Below are 19,477 nucleotides of genomic sequence, written 5' to 3'. Positions count from 1 at the left end.
CAATCGATAACACACCCAATTTAACCAATTATTTATTGACCTTCTTGGGGTACTTTTCCCCCTAAAGATTCCACGATCGAGCGAGTATTTTCCCTGAGCATTTTTACATAACTATCCCCCCCAGTACCCACCGTACCGATCGAATCAGAATATAATTGTTGTGGTGCTAATTTTACCCCCGCTTCTTCGGCTACAGTGGTAATTAAAGTGGGATTAATAGTCGTCTCGGCAAAGATAGCAGGAACCTGGAGATTTTTAATAGCATCGGCTAAATTTTTCACCGTTTGGGCGCTAGGTTGTTCTTCGGTACTAATGCCAATTAAAGTTCCCGCTACTTTTAACCCGTAGGCATGAGCATAATACTGAAAAGCGTCATGAGTGGTGACTAATTGCCTTTGGGAAGGGGGGATAGTTTCAATAGCCGCAGTAATCCAGCGATCAAGATTTTCTAATTCCCTGATTAATTGCTCTGCATTTTTAGTAAAAATTTCTTTATCTTCGGGACTTAATTCAATCAATTGATCTCGGATTTTCTCCACCATGATTATACCGTTTTTGGCCGAACCCCAAACGTGGGGATCGGGTACTTTCTGCCCCTCTTTTTCCAGTTGTAAAGGCTTAATTGCTTCTCCCACGGCCACTTTTTTCGCTTGAATTCCCGTAGAATTGATCATTTTAATTAACCCCGGTTCGAGATTATAACCGTTATAGAGAATTAAATCGGCTTTTTCTAAAGCCACACTATCGGCGGGAACCAGTTCATAAACGTGAGGATCATCCCCCGGTTTTAAAATGTCTTGATGGTCAATTTCTTCACCGCCCACTCGTGCGGTTAAATCGGCGATAATTGTGCTAGTGGAGATTACCTTTGGTTTTTGGTTATCAGTGGTATTAACCGCGGCATTACAAGCAACCAATCCCAAAAATAAACAGGATAAAATTAGTTTTTTCATCAGGAAATAGAGATGAGGGTTTAGAGGTTAGAGATGAGGGGAAATGGCCTTGATATGTATCTTGATTTTTTTCCTGACTAAAGACTCCTTTTACTATTAAAATAGAGAATAGAGAAGGTGTAAATTCAAGAGATATGGATAACCAAGCCCCGATTAAACTACCGAAAACCAGCGAATCCGACCACCTCAAGCGAATTCGTCACACCACCTCCCATGTTATGGCCATGGCGGTGCAGAAATTATTCCCGAAAGCCCAAGTTACTATCGGGCCTTGGACTGAAACTGGATTTTACTACGATTTTGATGTGCCGGAACCTTTTACCGATAAGGATCTCAAGGACATCAAAAAAGAGATGGTCAAAATTATCAATAAAAAACTGCCGGTGATGCGCGAGGAAGTTTCTCGGGAAGAGGCTGAAAAGCGCATTAAAGCGATTAATGAAGCCTATAAGCTGGAAATTCTGGCGGGAATTCAAGAACCCATCACCCTCTATCATCTTGGTGACGCTTGGTGGGATTTGTGCGCCGGTCCGCACCTAGATAATACAAGCGAACTAGACCCAAAAGCGATCGAATTAGAGACGGTAGCGGGTGCTTATTGGCGTGGGGATGAGAATAAAGCCCAATTACAGCGCATTTACGGCACAGCCTGGGAAAATCCCCAACAATTAGCCGAATACAAGCGCCGCAAACAAGAAGCCCTCAAACGCGACCATCGGAAATTAGGCAAAGAATTAGGTTTATTTATTTTCTCTGATTCTGTCGGGCCGGGGTTGCCTTTATGGACACCCAAAGGAACTTTAATTCGTTCTTTGTTAGAAGATTTTCTCAAAAAAGAACAGTTAAAACGCGGTTATTTACCCGTAGTTACTCCCCATATTGCTCGCGTCGATTTGTTTAAAATTTCCGGTCACTGGCAAAAGTACAAAGAAGATATGTTTCCCATGATGGCAGACGATGAGGAATCTGCTAGTAAGGAAATAGGATTTGTGCTCAAACCGATGAACTGTCCTTTTCATATTCAAATCTATAAAAGTGATTTGAGATCCTATCGGGAATTGCCGATGCGTTTGGCAGAATTCGGTACAGTTTATCGTTACGAACAATCGGGAGAATTGGGAGGATTGACTAGAGTTCGCGGTTTTACCGTGGATGATTCCCATTTGTTTGTCACTCCCGAACAATTAGACAAGGAATTTTTAAGCGTTGTTGATTTAATTTTGACGGTGTTTAAGAGTTTACAATTAAAGAATTTTAAGGCGCGATTGAGTTTTCGTGACCCTGAATCGGATAAGTATATCGGTTCCGATGAAGCTTGGGAAAAGGCAGAATCAGCGATTAGAAAAGCGGTGCAAACTTTGGGGATGGATTATTTTGAAGCCCCCGGAGAAGCGGCTTTTTATGGTCCAAAATTAGACTTTATTTTCCAAGATGCCCTCGAAAGAGAATGGCAGTTAGGAACAGTACAGGTAGATTATAATTTACCCGAACGTTTTGAACTAGAATACGTTGCCGAAGATGGTAATCGTAAACGTCCGGTGATGATTCATCGCGCCCCTTTTGGTTCTTTGGAACGTTTAATCGGTATTTTAATCGAAGAATACGCGGGAGATTTTCCTCTTTGGTTAGCCCCTGTCCAGATACGATTATTACCGGTTAGTGATAGTCAATTGGATTACGCTAAAGAGGTGACAGCGAAAATGCAGTTGTTAGGAATTCGCGCCGAAACCGATACCAGTGGCGAACGTTTGGGTAAAATGATTCGCAATGCTGAAACCGAAAAAATCCCCGTGATGGCAGTGGTGGGGGCCAAAGAAATGGAAACTAATAGTTTAAGTATTCGCACCCGTGCCACGGGCGATTTAGGAGTAATTAGCGTCGAGGAAGTGGTGGCAAAATTAGAAAATGCCATCCAAAATCACGGTAATTTTTAAGCGTTTGCTCATCTAATTGTATGGGGCAGAAAATATTTCTGTCCCAGCATTTTTGATAAAGCGAGGAGATTTTTCCTGATTATCCTTTAGGCATCATCATCTTTTTGAAAGGGATTTTCCCCAATGCCTAGGCCTTTTTTGCTCTGTTTTAAGTCTTTCCAGAGGGCTTTAATTTTTTCGTAGGCTTCTAGAGAACTGATTTTGCCCCCCGTTTCCAGATTACAAATAAAACTGATCTTTTGGGCAAATTCCTGTAAATTAGCGTTAAATAGCAAGTTTTCTGGCTTAAATTCTCCATAGTAGGGGGCGCGAGGATAAAGAAAATTCTCCTTGCGGCGATCGGGGATATTCGGGTTATCATCGTTAGGAGGATTCTGACTCATAGGGCGACGGCGGGTAATTTTGCGGAATTTCTTTAGATTTTTCGGTAATGGTAATGGGAGATAATATCAATTGTTGGATATCATTGAGGATTTAAGTAAAAACTTGGCTGATTCGCCAAAAATTGACCACTTAAATCGTGACACTTTTTGGTTATAGGTTAAGGTTCGGTCGCAAAATGTTGACAGTTATCTTTAAGCAGCAATTATACATTATTTTTTTCAACGATCATCTACCCAATGATATATATTTTTTGTCTAGGTTGATCGCCAAAGTTTGCTGCTGTCGCTATCTGATTAACCATCGATTTTCGTTTATCAATTGCCGAGGATGATAACTATGGAAAAACTCTATGAAGGTAAGGCCAAAATTCTCTATCAAACCGATGATCCCGATATTCTCCTCACTTATTACAAAGATGATGCCACCGCTTTTAATGCCCAAAAACGCGGGCAAATTGTCGGTAAAGGGGAAATTAACTGTACTATCTCCACTGCCCTATTTCAATGGTTAGAATCCCTAGGAATACCTACCCATTATATCGATCGCCCTAGTTCTAGGGAAATGCGCGTCAAGGCGATTAAAATCATTCCCTTGGAAGTAGTAGTCAGAAATATCGCCGCCGGGAGTTTGTGCAAGCAAACGGGATTAGAGGAGGGGAAAGTTTTACCTTTTCCTCTTGTAGAATTTTACCTCAAGGATGACGCTTTGGGCGATCCTTTGTTAACAATTGATCGCATAAAAGTGATCGATATTGCCAGCGAGGAGCAAGTCAATCAGTTACGAGATTTAGCCCGGCAAATCAATCAATATCTGCAAGAATTTTTCGATAAGTGCCAGATTATTCTCGTCGATTTCAAGTTAGAATTTGGAGTTGATAAAACGGGCAAAATTTATCTAGGTGATGAAATTAGCCCCGATACCTGTCGTCTCTGGGATAAAACCCAAGAGGATGCCCAAGCGCGCATTCTCGATAAGGATCGTTTTCGTCGCGATTTAGGAGATGTGGAAACTGCCTATCAACAAGTACAAACAAGAGTTTTACAACAGATAGAGAGTTTATAAATTTAGGGTGCTATGTCGAGAAGAATTATCGGGTTGACAGGGGGAATAGCTTCTGGTAAATCCACGGTTTCTAATTATTTAGAAAATATCTACAAAATTCCCGTCCTTGATGCGGATATTTATGCCCGGGAAGCAGTGGAAAAAGGCTCGGCAATTTTAGAGAGAATTTTTCAGCGTTATGGCAGAAAAGTTAAAACTGAGGATAATTCCCTTAATCGCCAACAGTTAGGAGAGATTATTTTTAATAATCCCGAGGAAAAAATCTGGTTAGAAAGTCAGATTCATCCCTACGTTAGAGAATGTTTTAACCAGAATTTAGCCCTGTTGGATAATCCTGTAGTTGTTTTTTCTATCCCTTTATTATTGGAAGCCAAATTAACCCATTTAGTCACGGAGATTTGGGTAGTTTCTTGCAGTTTCGAGCAACAAATTCAACGCTTAACGACTAGAAATAACTTAAGCAAAGAACAAGCGATCGCTCGGATTAATAATCAAATGCCTTTAGCTGAAAAAATTGCCTTAGCTGATATTGTTTTGGACAATTCCGGGGATTTAGAAGCTTTATATACCCAGATCGATCGAGCTATCCTGTAAGCATTTAAATTGGTTGTTGAGATCAGGCAAGAGGCAAAAGTAAAGGAATTGGCGGAGATATAGCTAATCTAAGGAGAGGCGGTTAAAATACGTCTTAGCCTAGACAATAGGGATTAATTTTAAAACAACCAGGCAAATTTTCCCACCCCGAATTTTACATAGAGAATAATTGCCAAAACCAATAAAAATAGAAAGCCAATAATTAATAAATAGTCTTTATTGGTTAAGATTGATTCCTGTAAAAATGTGCGATCAGGATCACCAGAGAAAGCTTTAGCTTGTAGAACTACCTCTAATTTTTGCGATTTAGCCATAGCGTTTAAAATTAAAGGTACAGCGATAGAAGCGTAAATTTTTCCTTTTTGCAGCCAACCCATTTTTTCTATTGCTAATCCTCGTAATCTTTGAGCAGAAATAATCGATCGAGATTCTTCGACTAGGAGAGGAAATAAGCGCAGGGTAGAGGAAAAAATAAAGACTATTTTGTAAGGAATTCTGGCTTTAGTTAAACTCACCATCATCTGATTTATATCGGTGGTAAAAATAGCGAGGGGAATAATTAAAACCATGGTGAGAGTTTTAAAGATTACATTTAAACCGTAGAGGGTTCCCTCCACAGTCATTTTGGCAGAACCGACAGTTAATAAGGGAGTTAATTCAGTTTTTCCCGTTAAAGCTTTTACCTGTTCCACATTAAAAAATCCCATGGTAATTAATAAGAATAGATAAAAAGGAGCCATGAATTTTAAAATGTTGAGGATATAGGACCATTTTACTCCGGCCCAGAGACAAGCTAAAGCGACAATAAGAGTTAGTAAACCACCAGCGAGCGGACTTTCCCAAGTAAAAGCGATGAGAGTAACCACGATCATCATGGTTAATTTTGTCCGAAAATCTAAGCGAGTAAAAGGAGAATCTCGATCGACGGTTTGCCAGTTAAATGATTGCATAATCAAGAAAAAAGTTAGTAAGGGAATGAGTTAATTACCCATCCCCATCAATTCCCTAGGAAGGGTTAGCAATTCTGCTCATTTGCTCTTGAATTTCAGGGTTATAAATCTGGAGATAATTCCAATAATTACCAAACACCGATTCTATATAACCCTTAGTTTCTCTAAAGGGAATATTCTCGACAAATTCATCGGGATCGCTAAAATCAAAACGCTGTCTCCACTTGGAAACTGCCCCGGGTCCGGCGTTATAACTAGCCACGGCAAAAAGTGAATTTCCGTCGAATTTGCCATGGGTATAATCCAGATACCATGTTCCCATCATAATGTTATCTTCGGGATTAGTTAAAGAATAACTTTTATTGCCAGTATTACCTGCGATATATTTACCCGTATCGGGCATAATTTGCATTAATCCCACTGCCCCTACAGGAGAACGAATTTCTTTTTCAAAGCGGGATTCTTGCCGGATTAAAGCTGTCACTAGCAGGGGATTTAATTGTCTATCTTTTGACCATTGCAGGATGGTATCGTAGTAGGGGAAAGGGAATAAAGCGTGCCAGTATTTATCATTTTGTCGCAGCAGTTTCCAGGCTTTCTTTTCCTCCGGGGTATCTCTTTCTCGCAAGCGCCAAATCAGGTTAATTCCTTCTAAATTTTGATTGCGAGAGAGTTTATAGACACCGAGGTTAAATTGTTCGTCAACGGTTAAATTCCAAGGATCGACAATTTCTGCTTGCCAGAGATTCCAAGCGTCCGTATCTTCACCAATTCGATATAATTCCTTGAAAGCTTCCGAACCAGCGGGGGGAGCGTTACGGGTGGCGGGTTTGACGGTGGTAGGGTTATAGGAGCGGACAGTGGTAAAATCCCCCACGTCCCAACCTAATAAAACCGCCGAGCGCCAAGCATAATAGGAATGGGGATGACGAGAAATAGTGTAGGTAAAAGCTTGTTTTGCTTCTTGGTTTTTGCCGAGTTTTTGCGCCCATTTTCCCACCCAAAAGGCCGCTTTCGGGGCAATTTGACTATCGGGATTATTAACCGCAATTGGCTGCGCCCACTGCCACGCCTTGGCGTAATCACCAGATTTAGCGGCTCTTTGGGCTATTAACCAGCGATAATCGGCGGCTTCGTCGGATTTTGGGTATTTATTTAATAGAGTCTGCCATGTTTGACTAGCGGCCTGGGCATTAGTTGATTCCAGTAATTTGGCTTTCGCTTCCAAAGCTTCCGGGGCGCGATCGGGAAATTGCTTGACAATGCGATCGAGATATGCTATAGCATCGCGGTTAGGAGAAATTTGGGCGAGTCGCAGTAATCCTAAACCAGTTTCTGAGGCTTGGGGATAGGTTTTAATTAATTTTTGGTAAGCGGTGCGAGCTTCTGGCAGTTTTTTGGCAATTTGTAGCCCGCGGGCGTAACGATAGGCTTGTTCGGGGCTAGGAGTGGCTTTAGCGTAGGCTTTATAGGCCTTTTCGTACAATCCCGACTGCCAATAACCGGCCCCAATCATTGCCCAATCCGCCGGAGTTAACTGCTCGGCGTAGTCTTTCACCAAACGATCGCGGGCTTGATTGAGGGTAGGATCAAAAGGATTAGCCTTGGCTAACTGCAACCATAAGGGAAATTGATCGGGATTTTCTTGAAGACGTTGGCGAATTAAAGCCAAAGTACGCGGGTGTCGGGGGTATTCCTTAAGCAATTTCTCACGATAACTGGGGTCGTATTTGCCCAAAGAGTAGTAAGCTTCCGCCACTACGGGCGATTGGGGATAGGTTGCCAGTAATTTTTGCCAAATTTCTCGCGCTTTTTCACTATCGTTGCTTAATTCGTGGGCGCGTCCCTGTTTGAGGAGAATCTGGGGAGCGAGGACAGGATATTGTTTTTCTAAGCCTTCTAATTGTTTTAAAGCCGGACCCCCTTCATATTTTCTCAATAAATCCATGGCCAGGAGATAGCGGGCGCGACTACGATCTAAAGAGGGCGCGTTGGCATCAGCCACATCTTTTAACTTGACATCTCGCTCGGTTTGTGGTAAGGAAGCGCTATCAACCACGGCAGAGGGTTGGTTAGGATCTAGGCTAGGAACCGAAGCACTATTGCGATCGAGCCAAGCAAGAATTTTCGGGTGAAAGAGAAAGAGACTGGTGAGAGTAAAAAGCGCAACCCCAGAACCTAGTCCAAGAATGAGCGGGGTGTGAGGGGGGAATTTCTTAAACATTACCTTATTCAAGACAGTAACTCAACATACATTATCAGTGATCGTGGCGACAGGTTGTTTGTTTCAATCAGGTTGGGGGGTTGTTCAGTTATCAGTAAGCAGTAAGCAGTAATCAGTAATCAGTGAACTGAAAACTCCCATCTGATAACTGGTAACTGATCACTGATCACTGAGATATGGTACGCTAAACAGGATTTAAGTATTATTAATGATTGCTATGAAACAAGGCGGCGTGACGGTTTGGTTAACGGGATTGAGTGGTGCGGGGAAAAGCACGATTACCGAGGCATTACAGGCAAAATTAATCGCTGAAGGTTATTCCATTGAAGTTCTCGATGGCGATATAGTACGGACGAATCTTACCAAGGGTTTAGGATTTAGTAAAGAGGATCGCGATGAAAATATCCGTCGCATTGGTTTTGTGTCTAATTTGCTCACCCGTCACGGTGTGATTGTCCTAGTTTCGGCTATTTCTCCCTATCGTGAGATTCGCGAGGAAGTACGGGGAAAAATCGGCAGTTTTGTCGAAGTTTTCGTGAATGCTCCCTTAAACGTCTGTGAGGCGCGCGATGTGAAAGGATTATATAAAAGAGCGCGTGCTGGCGAAATCAAGTCTTTTACGGGAATTGATGATCCCTATGAACCACCTTTTAACCCAGAAGTGGAATGCCGCACCGATTTAGAGACTTTAGAGGAAAGTGTCGCCAAAGTCTGGAACAAATTGACGGAATTAGGCTACATTCATCAAGCTGTGGCGGTTTAATCGCAGCATAACTTTGTATTGTTGGAAAATATCGTAGGGACGTGGACTACAAACGTCTCTACCCCCCGATTAACCCCTTAAGTCCATAAATTATTTTGAAATCTCGCTCTAGTTATTGGAATCTTATTCCCTATCTCCGTCCCCAAACCCAAACAATTATTTTGGCGTTCATCTGTACGATCGGATTTACGGTATTTTGGCCGATTTTAGCTTGGTTAGCCGGACAAATGGCCAGATATATCGGTGAGGGAAATGTGCAAGCATTGGCGACACTTTCGGGGGTGGGGGCAGTGGTTTTTTTACTGCGGGGAATGTCTCAGTATGGGCAAGATTCCCTGATGGCAAAAGCTTCTTTAAAAATTGCCCTAGAATTGAGAAAAAAAGTTTATGCACACCTGCAAACCCTCGGCTTAAATTACTTTGAAACGGCAAAAACTGGTGATTTATCCTATCGTTTAACGGAAGATATTGATCGCATTGGGGAAGTAATTAACAAATTTTTCCATGATTTTATTCCCTCAGCTTTGCAGTTAATTGTCGTCTTTGCCTATATGTTTATTGTTAACTGGCAATTGACGATCGCTGTCATTATTATCGCTCCTTTGTTAGGGGTTTTGGTGGGATTTTTTGGCGAAAAATTATTACAATACGCTCGTCGCGCCCAAGCGAAAATATCTAATATTTCTGCGTTATTAACCGAAGTTTTTAGCGGTATTCGTGTGGTGCAAGCTTTCGCTGCTGAAGATTATCAAACCGAGCTTTTTGCCCAAGAAGCGGAGGAAAATCGCCGCGCGCAATACCTATCAGAATCCACCAAAGCTTTACAATACGTCGTGGTGGGATTCTTACAAGCTCTCGGTGTCATCTTTTTATTCTTTCTCGCTGGTTGGCAAATTTCCCAAAAGAATTTAACTGGAATTGACTTTGTTAGTTATGTGGCAGCGGTGGCAATGTTAATCGATCCCATCGCCCATATTACCAGTAATTATAATCAATTTAAACAGGGTCAAGCCTCCATGGATCGGATTTTTGAATTGTTAGCTATTTTGCCAACAATTACCGAAAAACCGAATGCGATCAATCTGCAACCCCACAGCAAAGAAGTTGAATATTGTCAAGTAAATTTTTCTTACAATGAGGACAGACAGGTTTTAAAAAATATTAATTTTACTGCACACGCTGGGGAAATGATTGCTTTAGTGGGAGCATCGGGAGCGGGAAAAACCACTTTAGTTAATCTTTTATTGCGTTTTTATGACCCCACTTCCGGCAAGATTTTAATCGATGGGGTGGATATTCGTGATGTGACTTTAAAAAGTCTCCGGCGACAAATTGGCGTAGTTTTACAGGAAAATATTCTCTTTTCTGGCACTATAGCCCAAAATATCGCTTTTGGCCAGGGAGATTTTAATCTGCAAGAGGTGGAAAAAGCGGCAAAAATTGCCAACGCTCATCAATTTATCGGTGAACTTTCCCAGGGTTACTATACCTATGTGGGAGAAAGGGGTGTTAATTTATCGGGTGGACAAAGACAAAGAATCGCCATCGCGCGAGCAGTTTTATCTAATCCGAGAATTTTAATCTTAGATGAAGCGACTTCCGCGCTCGATTCGGAATCGGAAGCTTTAGTGCAGGAAGCTTTAGAAAGAATTATGACGGAGCGCACGGTATTTGTTATTGCTCACCGATTAGCAACTGTCAGAAAAGCTAACCGTATTTTAGTCTTAGAAAAGGGGGAAATTATCGAGGTGGGTAATCACGAGGAGTTATTAAATCTTAATGGTCGTTACGCTCAATTTCATGCTAGACAATTTCAAGATTAGTCTATGATCAATCTCGGGGAATTCCTCGCAAGGCTAAAACATCATCAAGGGTGGAACAATAGTTTTTTAAACCAAAATCAGCAGGAGTATAGGTTTTAAAGTGGGTGAAGTGACGATAATTCATCGCAAAACGATCCCATGGTTCCATCTGCAAGTTAAAAACTTTGATAAAAAAGTTAGCAATGGTTAAAGATAAAGAAATGCGAAAATAGATTTTTTTGTTTAAATAAGTACAGATTTCCTCCACTGCTTGGTTAGCTGTTGTGCGTTGATTGCCTAGGACAATTTTGCTTTCTGGTGCGGGATTTTCGATTAAATAATTCACCACTTGAGCTATATCTTTGGCATGGATAAAATGAAAACTGCCATCAGCTTGAAACCAACGCACTAAACCGATATATTTCAACACATCCGGTAAACCGCCATAGATATGAGAATAGGGTTTATTTTCGTCACCACCTAAGACAAAAGTGGGGTATAAAGTGATAATTTTATCGGCAATTTCTAGGTCAGCAAATTTACTATAACAAATATATTTAGTGCGGATATAATTAGTTCCTATTTCCCCAGCTTCGGGCAAAGGTTGATTATTTTGATTGAGAATGCTGGCAGTAGAAAAGTAGAGGACTTTATCGCAGATTTGAGCATCTAAATAACTAATTAATTCCAGGGTTTTTACCACATTAATCTGATAACTTTCCTCCTCTCCTCCCCAACTGGTAGCGATTAAAATCGCCCTATTCATTGTTTTTAAAAGATCAGCATATACCCCAATATTTTGCATATCGCCTAAAAGTATATGAACATTTGATCGCCCTTGGTAAGTAAATTTTAACTTCTCTGGATTACGAACTAAAAAATATAATTCATAGTCGGGATTTTCCAGTAAAATCTCGGCGATATAATGCCCAATACAGCCACTCACACCCGTTAGAAATATCTTTTTCATTACTTTAATTGATACGGCAGAATTTAGGGGACAGTTTGAAAGTAAAAAGTCAAAAAGGGTGTTGTGTGTTGGGGTTTTAGGGTTTTAGGGTTTTGGGGTTTTAAGTAGTCGTGCAAAATAAATTTCTTAGTGAAGAAAGGCAAAAGGCAAGAGACAAGAGGCAAGGAGGGGGTTAGATATGTGTAATTAATTTTGCTTAGGTACTTAGGGTTTTAGGGTTTTAGGGTTTTAGTTGAATTCCCCCATTTCCCCATTTCCCCATTTTCCCATTCCCCCATTTCCCAATTTCCCAATTTCCCCATTCCCTGTTCCCTGAGTAACTTTATTGATAACTAAATCCTTTAGCGGTTTCAAAGAAGAAACGCACGTTATCTTCAGGAGTTCCCACCAAAACACCATGACCTAAATTAAGAATATGACCTTGATTACCTGCTTTACGAATAGTATCAATAATCCGCTCGCGAATAAAAGACTGGGAACCGAATAAAACCCCCGGATCGATATTACCTTGAACCATCATCGATTTACCTAAACGCTGTCTCGCTTCCGCCAGATCCACGGTCCAATCGACGCTAATAATATCAACCCCCGATTTAGCCATTCTTTCCAAAACGCCAGCGCTGCCACTAATGTAGAGAATTAACGGTGTATCGGGATGGGTTTCTTTCACCAAACGAACTACTTTTTGTTGATAGGGTAAGGCAAAAACATCGTAATCTTGGGGAGTTAATTGACCCGCCCAAGAATCGAACATTTGTACCACTTGCGCCCCACAATCAATTTGATAACGGACATAGGTGGCGATCATATCCGCTAATTTATCTAAAAATTGGTGTAGTACCGAAGGTTCCGAAAAAGCCATCCCTTTAATCACAGAATAACTTTTAGAACCTTTCCCTTCCACTGCATAGGCTGCTAAAGTCCAAGGCGCTCCGACAAAACCGAGGACAGTGGATTTGTTTCCCACCTCTTGACGTAGGGTTTTTAAAATCGTTTTGATAAAAGGTAAAGACTGATCGGGATCGAGGGGATTAAGTTGGTCCACCTGCGCTTGAGTACGAATGGGAGAATCGATAATCGGCCCCTTACTTTCGATAATATCAAAGGGAATACCGATTCCCGCTAGGGGAGTGAGAATATCGGAGAACATGATCACCCCATCCGGTTGAAAAGCACGCCAAGGTTGCAGGGAGATTTCGATCGCTAGATCTGCATTTTCCGATCTTTCCCGAAAACTGGGGTATTTATCCCGCAATTCTCGATAAATCTGCATATAACGTCCTGCTTGTCTCATCATCCACACGGGAGGACGGGGTAAGATTTCTCCTTTGGCAGCGCGTAATAAATAAGGTATTTCAGGGGAGTCAGTCATATCACGATGATTATTCTATTGCCTTTTCTACGGTATCATCCCCCGTACAGCTAATTTTTCGAGTTTTTCCTTAAGAATTGTTAACGAAAGTTATCCCCCCACCCTGGGATGAACTCGACGCAATCGTAAAGCATTCATCACCACGGAAAGGGAACTTAAAGCCATGGCAGCACCGGCAATAATCGGATTGAGCAGAAAAGGATAGAGGACTCCGGCAGCGATGGGAATGGCAATCAGGTTATAAATAAAAGCAAAAAAGAGATTTTCCTTGATATTTCGCATTGTTGCCCGACTTAACTCAATAGCAGTCACAATTCCCTGTAAATCTCCTGAAATTAAGGTTATATCACTAGCGGCGATCGCTACATCGGTCCCCGTGCCAATGGCAATACCTAAGTCCGCTTGCGCCAATGCGATCGCATCATTGATGCCATCTCCAACCATGGCGACAATTTTCCCTTTTTTCTGCAAATATTCGATTTTTTCGGCTTTTTGTTGGGGACGGAGTGCGGCAAAAAAGCGCCGGATACCCAACTCGCTGGCGATCGCTTCTGCGGTTTCGAGGTTGTCCCCCGTCATCATCATCACCTCTAAGCCCATTTTTTTGAGCTTGGCGACCACTGAAGAAGAAAAAGGTTTTAAAACGTCGGAAATGGCGAGCAACCCCTCTAAATGCCCGTTAACCGCTATCCAAACCACGGTTTTTTTCTGCCATTCCCAATCGTGGGCGACTTTTTTAAGAACTTTTGTTTCAATCCCTTGACTTTCTAACCATTGTTGTGTAGCGATTTGCACTAAATCCGACCCGACTTTTCCCTGCACCCCTGACCCAGTTATTGAGTCAAATTCGCTTACTTCTAGGGTTTTAATCTGGTTTAACTGCCCATATTTAACTATTGCTTCTCCTAGCGGGTGTTCAGAATGATTCTCCACCGACACGACTAACTGCAGCAGCGATAATTCCCGTCCATCCCCCACCCCTTCGCGAGTCAAGAAGTCCGTCACCGTTGGTTTACCCTGGGTGAGAGTTCCCGTTTTATCTAGAACAATAGTAGTAATGCCATGGGCTAATTCTAAACTTTCGGCATTTTTAATTAAAATTCCCTGTTTTGCTCCCTGTCCTGTTCCCACCATAATCGAGGTGGGTGTAGCTAATCCTAGCGCGCAGGGACAAGCGATAATTAAGACTTCCACCATTGTAATCAAAGCGAGGGTGAGATTACCCGTGCGGAGAATCCAAAACAAGAAAGTTATTACCGCAATAATCATCACCACCGGCACAAAATAAGCGGTCACTCGATCGGCTAATCTTTGTATAGGTGCTTTTGATGCTTGTGCGGTTTGCACTAATCGGACAATCTGAGCTAAAACCGTATCTTTTCCCACTCGTAACGCTTGCATTTGTAGGCTACCGGTTTTATTAATTGTCGCTCCGATTACCTGTTGATTGACGGTTTTTCGCACGGGTAAACTTTCCCCCGTCACCATCGATTCATCAATGCTAGAACTGCCTTGGATAATTATGCCATCGACGGGAATTTTTTCCCCCGGACGCACTAAAATTATATCTCCTACTTTCACATCTTCTATCGGTAGATCTAGCGTCTGTTCTTCCCTAATCACCCTAGCAGTTTTTGCCTGTAATCCCATTAATTGTTTAATAGCGGCGGCCGTTTCTTTTCTGGCACGTTTTTCGAGGAAACGACCGAGTAAAATCAGAGTAATGACGATAGCTGATGCTTCGTAATAGACATGGGAATCAAACCCCTGTTTTTCGATAAAATCGCTCCCGAAGGTTGAAAACAAGGAATAAAAATAGGCGGCACTGGTTCCCAAAACTACTAAAGTGTCCATGGTGGCAGTGCGATTTTTAAAGGCTTTCCAAGCATTTTTATAAAAACTTTGACCGCACCAAAATTGGACGGGAGTAGCGAGAATTAATTGTAATAAGGGAGCGTGTAACCAGTGGGGAATAAAAGATAGAGATAAACCCGTCATCATCGGCAAAGAACCGATAAAAAGTATAATACTAATAACAATAGCGATCGATAGTTTGGTGAGAAGTTCTTTTTCTGGCCTGGATTCGAGATTAATTTCCGTTATCGGTGTAGCTTGGAAACCGGCATCCCTAACTTTTGCTTGAATAGTGTTAAGATCGGTACGCTTGGGATCATAGTCCACATCCACCTGTTCCATGCCAAAATTAACTTGACATCGAATCACTCCGGGGATAGATTTAATTATCCGTTCGATCGAATCAGCACAACCAGCGCAACTCATCCCGGCGAGTTTGAGAGTTTGATGGGTCATAATTTTAATAGCAGCGAAAGTCAGCAACAAAATCCCCTGCAGCAGAGTTATATCTTTAGGATAAAATATTACCCCAGCTGCAGGGTCAAGAATTCTTTGTTAATTTTTCTGAATAGATATGAAGAAATGTCAAAAAGAGTGCTTATATTTTCCTAACACACCCTTAATTTTTGTGGACAAATTTCAATTAACCCCACTCTGTTGCGTATCTTGACCCTGCAAAGCATCGGCAGCGGAAACACCATCACCCTGAAAACCAAAATACCATAAAGCAGCGGCAGCTTCAGCGCGAGTTACTGGTCTTTTTGGCTGAAATAGGGTAGTAAAACCAAAAACTCGCCGAATATTAGCTTGTTCAGCATTTTGAAAATCGGCATAAAGAGCGCGCACCAGCTGCGGGTTAATTTTATTAGTATCCTGAAAACCCCAAGTATTTTTAATCGTATCAAGATTGGCGCTCGGTAAAGCTTTTCTGATATCTAATGGCACTTTCCACGCGATTAAATCTTCCCGGGTTAAAGGAGCATTGGGACGGAATAAAAGGGTGCTACTATCTCCCGTTAAAGGAGAGGGAATTAACCCCGCTTCCGCTAATCCTTGAATATAAATATAATCGGAATCGTTATTTTTCACATCACTAAAAGCGGGGGAACTATTGGGAGTAGCTAAACGGATTTGTTTACCCGCTACATTAGCATAAATGGCATTATTAGCCTGTAACAACCAGCGGGCAAATTCTCGGCGCTTTATTGTATCATTAGGGTTAAACTGATTGTTATTACCTGTTAATACTCCTAATCTAGCTAAGTCTTGAATGTGGCTCTTTAAGGGATTAGGTAAGGATTCGAGATCGTTAAAACTGGTGGGATTAAGATTGGGTAAGGGGGAAGAAATAGGGGAGGGACTAGGGGAGGGACTAGGGGAGGGACTAGGGGACACAATTGGGGTTCCTATTGGACGATAATCGAGGCTATATTCGGTATTGGGAGAAGTGGCAGTTATGGTGATAGTTAATTCTAAATTATCTCGACGGGCCGTTAGAGTACTATTGACTCCTTCCCCAGAAAAGGGAGTGATAATTTCCCAATTATTATTAACTAATTCCTGTTGATAAAAAGCCTCGATCGCATTGCTGGGATCGTTGGATTGCCAACGGGTTTGTCCACCAGTATTATCAGGATTTGTCTGCACGGATAATAATTCTGATTGACTATATCGAGGAATTTCTGCGGGAAAATTTGCGGGTAATTGCTTGTTATTAGGAGAGTTTTCCGGTATGGGATTTGTTTGTAGATTAGGATCAGCAGCCAGACGATTTTCTAGGTCAGGATTGCCACTACAGGCTGCTAAAATGCCCAGCAGGGTGATAATTGTACTGTAGCGAATAAACTTACTCACGGTCTTTACCAATATTGTTTCCTTAGCTTTATCCTAGCTTATTTATTCGGGGTTTTGACTAGGGAAAATTTTGTGCCACCATTGACGTAATTTACCCAGTAGAAATCCTCCTAACCCTTTTGTGTATTTTTCAAATTTGTAGTAAAATAAAATGTCGATTATATCCTGTGTGGCAAGATACTTGAGATAGGATACTCCTTGATCGATACGCGCATCACTATATTCTAAATAAACTTTGCGACTGAGGCGATCGGATAAATTCCATTTTGGTTGAAAATATTCTTGCATCCGCTGTTGATAAGGGGTAAAACTACTCGATTTTCCCTGTAAATATTCTTCCATGTATTGACAAGCAATTTCGGCTCCTTTCATAGCGTGTCTAATTCCCTCCCCTCCTAAAGCATTGATAGTTGAAACTGCATCACCTATGGCGATAATATTTGGTTTTTTATAGTAAATATCTTGCAGTCCAGAGGAATATTCCACGATGGAACCGTGTTGCTCTACTAGCTCGTAATTATCTAACTTTATGTAGTCTTTGAGTATCTGGATAATATAACTTTTTAAAGACTTAACTTCAGAAATATAAGGATGTTCTCCCTCTAACCAAGCGGCTCCTATTTTTAATTGCTGATTATCCATAGGAAAAATCCAAGCATAACCTTTAGGACTCCATTTATGACCGAGAAAAAATACTAAATTATCTTGATATTTTTGATAAAATTGTTCTGGTACTGTAATTAAATATTCAATGCCCACTGCTTTTAAAAAATCAGGTTTTTCTCGTCTATGTTTATAGATAACTGCTCTAGCGTATCCCGTGGCATCAACCAATAAACGAGTAGTAACTGTCTCGATTTCCTCTCCTTTTGATTTCAAGAAAACAGTTAGCTTATCCTCCATCTGTTGATATTTCAGATAACGACAGCCTAAACGAACTTCTCCCCCCCAACGCAGCACTTCTGTGGCTAAAAACTCTCGCAATTTGGCAAAATCAAAAACTACCCCTAAAGGTTGCGGTGATGACCAAAAATGATGTATGCTAGTGGAGATAATTTCGATATTTTTCCAAAACCTAGCCACTACGGTTTCGGGGAGATTGAATTGTTCTAAAATTTCTAGGGGAGAAGCGGCACTAGAAAAGTTATTATCTTGCCAACTAGAATGTTGTTCCACCAAAAGAACACGATAACCTTTTTCACTTAATAATCTACCACAGTGACCTCCCGCCGGTCCCCCCCCAATAATTACGACATCATAATCCATGATTTACTGCCTCGCCTAATCTTGCTAACTTGCTTTCATTTTACCCTAAATCGCCCTCTGTTAAACCCCAAACTTATGAAACTGTTGTGCATCTAAATTTGATACTCTTTTTGACCTGTTCCCTATTCCCTCATCGAAAGCCGACTAGCTTATGACATTTTTATTATTCTTAGTTACTTTCCTATCGCTAATAATTTGGTTATATTTAATCTTAGCCAGGGGACAATTTTGGCTATCTAACCAAAAAATTAATCCTGTCACTTCTCCTTTAACAAATTATCCAAAAGTCTCAGCAATTATACCCGCACGAAACGAAGCCGACGTTTTACCTATCAGTTTAACTTCCCTCTTTAACCAAGATTATCAAGGAGAATTTTCGATTATTTTAATTGACGATCAAAGTAGTGATGGTACGGGAAAAGTTGCCCAAAAAATTGCGGAGAAATCTCATAAATCTGACCAGATAACTATTATTTCTGGACAACCTTTAGAGATAGGATGGACGGGTAAATTATGGGCAATGAAACAGGGAATAAAAGAGGCTACCGAGAAATTCGCTCCCGATTATTTTCTGTTCACCGATGCTGATATTGCCCACGCAGCAGATAATTTAACCCAATTAGTCACTAAAGCAGTACAAGAAAAACAAGCTTTAGTTTCCCTGATGGTGCTGCTAAACTGTGACAGTTTTTGGGAAAAATTCCTCATTCCTGCTTTTGTTTTTTTCTTCGAGAAACTCTATCCTTTTCCCCTAGTTAATAACCCTAATTCCCCGATAGCAGCCGCCGCTGGGGGCTGCATTTTAATTCGCCGAGATATTCTAGAAAAAATTGGCGGTATTGAGATTCTTAAACAAGCTTTAATTGATGATTGTTCTTTGGCGATCGCAGTTAAAAAATATCTACAAAATCACCCCGAAAATCCTGAGAAATCCATCTGGTTAGGATTAACAGAAAGCACCTATAGTCTCCGTCCCTATCCCGATTTAGCCAGCATTTGGAATATGGTAGCCCGCACCGCCTTTACACAACTTAATTACTCAACACTTTGGTTAATCGGGACAATTTTCGGGATGTTTTTAACCTATTTAGCCGCCCCCTTGGGCTTAATCTGGGGATTGGTCTTAAAACAAACATCAATTATGATAATTAGCACCATCACCTTATTACTAATAGCCCTTTCCTATAGCCCGACTTTAAGACTATATAAATTATCGCCCCTGCGGGCTTTAACTTTACCCCTAATTGCCCTCTTTTATAGTGTAATGACCATCGATTCTGCCCTGCGTTATTGGCGCGGTCAAGGGGGAGGTTGGAAAGGGCGAGTTTATCCTAATTAGGGATTGCTGAAAAAGTTTTTCGGTGGGGGTTGGGGGTTGGGGGTTGGGGGTTGGGGGTTGGGGGTTGGGGTGTGGGGTGTGGGGTTTTACCCATTTTCAGGTGGTCAATTACCTAATTTTCAGGGAAAAAGTCCCTGAATTTTCCCCCCAATCACT

General features: G+C 41.4%; 15 protein-coding genes. 6 read left to right on the top strand and 9 right to left on the bottom strand.

Translation table 11 applies throughout. The features are described 5' to 3' along the window. Window positions 1–32: 32 nt before the first annotated feature. Window positions 33–953 (bottom strand): metal ABC transporter solute-binding protein, Zn/Mn family, encoded by a 921-nt coding sequence (locus tag IM319_RS17590; RefSeq protein ID WP_287736439.1) that lies wholly within the window; start codon window positions 951–953, stop codon window positions 33–35. 134 nt (window positions 954–1,087) lie between these two features. On the opposite strand from IM319_RS17590, the gene thrS reads away from it, so the two are divergent. After that, entirely contained in the window at window positions 1,088–2,887 is a 1,800-nt protein-coding gene (thrS, locus tag IM319_RS17585; protein WP_287077981.1) for a threonine--tRNA ligase, read from the top strand. A gap of 86 nt (window positions 2,888–2,973) precedes the next feature. Here the strand turns inward: thrS and IM319_RS17580 are convergent, their stop codons facing one another. Continuing rightward, a complete protein-coding gene (locus IM319_RS17580) occupies window positions 2,974–3,270 on the bottom strand; it encodes a DUF7219 family protein (protein WP_287736438.1) in 297 nt (98 codons plus the stop codon). 337 nt (window positions 3,271–3,607) lie between these two features. Between IM319_RS17580 and purC the strand changes: the two genes are divergently transcribed. Continuing rightward, on the top strand, window positions 3,608–4,333 hold the full coding sequence (gene purC, locus IM319_RS17575) for a phosphoribosylaminoimidazolesuccinocarboxamide synthase (protein WP_287736437.1): 726 nt from the start codon (window positions 3,608–3,610) through the stop codon (window positions 4,331–4,333). A 12-nt stretch (window positions 4,334–4,345) separates the two neighbouring features. Continuing rightward, window positions 4,346–4,927, top strand: a complete 582-nt coding sequence (gene coaE / locus IM319_RS17570) for a dephospho-CoA kinase (RefSeq protein ID WP_287736436.1) — start codon at window positions 4,346–4,348, stop codon at window positions 4,925–4,927. A 119-nt stretch (window positions 4,928–5,046) separates the two neighbouring features. Here coaE and IM319_RS17565 read toward each other — a convergent pair whose 3' ends face one another. Together IM319_RS17565 and IM319_RS17560 are read right to left on the bottom strand one after the other, a co-directional pair. Beyond that, window positions 5,047–5,877 (bottom strand): energy-coupling factor transporter transmembrane component T family protein, encoded by an 831-nt coding sequence (locus tag IM319_RS17565; RefSeq protein ID WP_286824326.1) that lies wholly within the window; start codon window positions 5,875–5,877, stop codon window positions 5,047–5,049. 55 nt (window positions 5,878–5,932) lie between these two features. After that, complete coding sequence (locus tag IM319_RS17560) at window positions 5,933–8,101, bottom strand: transglycosylase SLT domain-containing protein (RefSeq protein WP_287736435.1); 2,169 nt, start codon at window positions 8,099–8,101, stop codon at window positions 5,933–5,935. Window positions 8,102–8,318: 217 nt separating this feature from the next. Between IM319_RS17560 and cysC the strand changes: the two genes are divergently transcribed. Further along, complete coding sequence (cysC, locus tag IM319_RS17555; protein ID WP_287077994.1) at window positions 8,319–8,864, top strand: adenylyl-sulfate kinase; 546 nt, start codon at window positions 8,319–8,321, stop codon at window positions 8,862–8,864. Between the two features lie 95 nt (window positions 8,865–8,959). Continuing rightward, a complete protein-coding gene (locus IM319_RS17550) occupies window positions 8,960–10,687 on the top strand; it encodes an ABC transporter ATP-binding protein (protein ID WP_286824328.1) in 1,728 nt (575 codons plus the stop codon). Window positions 10,688–10,694: 7 nt separating this feature from the next. On the opposite strand, the gene IM319_RS17545 is transcribed toward IM319_RS17550, so the two are convergent. The 5 genes from IM319_RS17545 to IM319_RS17525 form a co-directional block, all read right to left on the bottom strand. After that, on the bottom strand, window positions 10,695–11,636 hold the full coding sequence (locus IM319_RS17545) for an NAD-dependent epimerase/dehydratase family protein (RefSeq protein WP_287736434.1): 942 nt from the start codon (window positions 11,634–11,636) through the stop codon (window positions 10,695–10,697). 322 nt (window positions 11,637–11,958) lie between these two features. Next, window positions 11,959–13,008: a uroporphyrinogen decarboxylase gene (gene hemE / locus IM319_RS17540; protein ID WP_287686912.1), complete on the bottom strand. Its 1,050-nt coding sequence runs from the start codon at window positions 13,006–13,008 to the stop codon at window positions 11,959–11,961. A 90-nt stretch (window positions 13,009–13,098) separates the two neighbouring features. Continuing rightward, entirely contained in the window at window positions 13,099–15,318 is a 2,220-nt protein-coding gene (locus tag IM319_RS17535; RefSeq protein ID WP_287736433.1) for a heavy metal translocating P-type ATPase, read from the bottom strand. A 183-nt stretch (window positions 15,319–15,501) separates the two neighbouring features. Next, window positions 15,502–16,728 carry an S-layer homology domain-containing protein gene (locus IM319_RS17530; RefSeq protein ID WP_287736432.1) on the bottom strand — a complete coding sequence of 409 codons (1,227 nt, stop codon included), beginning with the start codon at window positions 16,726–16,728 and terminating at the stop codon, window positions 15,502–15,504. A 30-nt stretch (window positions 16,729–16,758) separates the two neighbouring features. Next, on the bottom strand, window positions 16,759–17,982 hold the full coding sequence (locus tag IM319_RS17525; protein ID WP_286824333.1) for an NAD(P)/FAD-dependent oxidoreductase: 1,224 nt from the start codon (window positions 17,980–17,982) through the stop codon (window positions 16,759–16,761). Window positions 17,983–18,133: 151 nt separating this feature from the next. Between IM319_RS17525 and IM319_RS17520 the strand changes: the two genes are divergently transcribed. Next, window positions 18,134–19,321 (top strand): glycosyltransferase, encoded by a 1,188-nt coding sequence (locus IM319_RS17520; RefSeq protein ID WP_287736431.1) that lies wholly within the window; start codon window positions 18,134–18,136, stop codon window positions 19,319–19,321. The last annotated feature ends 156 nt before the right edge of the window (window positions 19,322–19,477 follow it).

The sequence above is a fragment of the Microcystis sp. M113S1 genome, from assembly GCF_020246945.1.
In the GTDB taxonomy this organism is placed as follows: domain Bacteria; phylum Cyanobacteriota; class Cyanobacteriia; order Cyanobacteriales; family Microcystaceae; genus Microcystis.
This window is presented reverse-complemented; position numbering and strand designations above follow the sequence as displayed.

Bases quoted from the DNA above. Each gene is read 5' to 3' on its own strand.
- IM319_RS17590 (WP_287736439.1), bottom strand. From the start codon at position 953: ATGAAAAAACTAATTTTATCCTGTTTATTTTTGGGATTGGTTGCTTGT.
- thrS (WP_287077981.1), top strand. From the start codon at position 1,088: ATGGATAACCAAGCCCCGATTAAACTACCGAAAACCAGCGAATCCGAC.
- IM319_RS17580 (WP_287736438.1), bottom strand. From the start codon at position 3,270: ATGAGTCAGAATCCTCCTAACGATGATAACCCGAATATCCCCGATCGC.
- purC (WP_287736437.1), top strand. From the start codon at position 3,608: ATGGAAAAACTCTATGAAGGTAAGGCCAAAATTCTCTATCAAACCGAT.
- coaE (WP_287736436.1), top strand. From the start codon at position 4,346: ATGTCGAGAAGAATTATCGGGTTGACAGGGGGAATAGCTTCTGGTAAA.
- IM319_RS17565 (WP_286824326.1), bottom strand. From the start codon at position 5,877: ATGCAATCATTTAACTGGCAAACCGTCGATCGAGATTCTCCTTTTACT.
- IM319_RS17560 (WP_287736435.1), bottom strand. From the start codon at position 8,101: ATGTTTAAGAAATTCCCCCCTCACACCCCGCTCATTCTTGGACTAGGT.
- cysC (WP_287077994.1), top strand. From the start codon at position 8,319: ATGAAACAAGGCGGCGTGACGGTTTGGTTAACGGGATTGAGTGGTGCG.
- IM319_RS17545 (WP_287736434.1), bottom strand. From the start codon at position 11,636: ATGAAAAAGATATTTCTAACGGGTGTGAGTGGCTGTATTGGGCATTAT.
- hemE (WP_287686912.1), bottom strand. From the start codon at position 13,008: ATGACTGACTCCCCTGAAATACCTTATTTATTACGCGCTGCCAAAGGA.
- IM319_RS17535 (WP_287736433.1), bottom strand. From the start codon at position 15,318: ATGACCCATCAAACTCTCAAACTCGCCGGGATGAGTTGCGCTGGTTGT.
- IM319_RS17525 (WP_286824333.1), bottom strand. From the start codon at position 17,982: ATGGATTATGATGTCGTAATTATTGGGGGGGGACCGGCGGGAGGTCAC.
- IM319_RS17520 (WP_287736431.1), top strand. From the start codon at position 18,134: ATGACATTTTTATTATTCTTAGTTACTTTCCTATCGCTAATAATTTGG.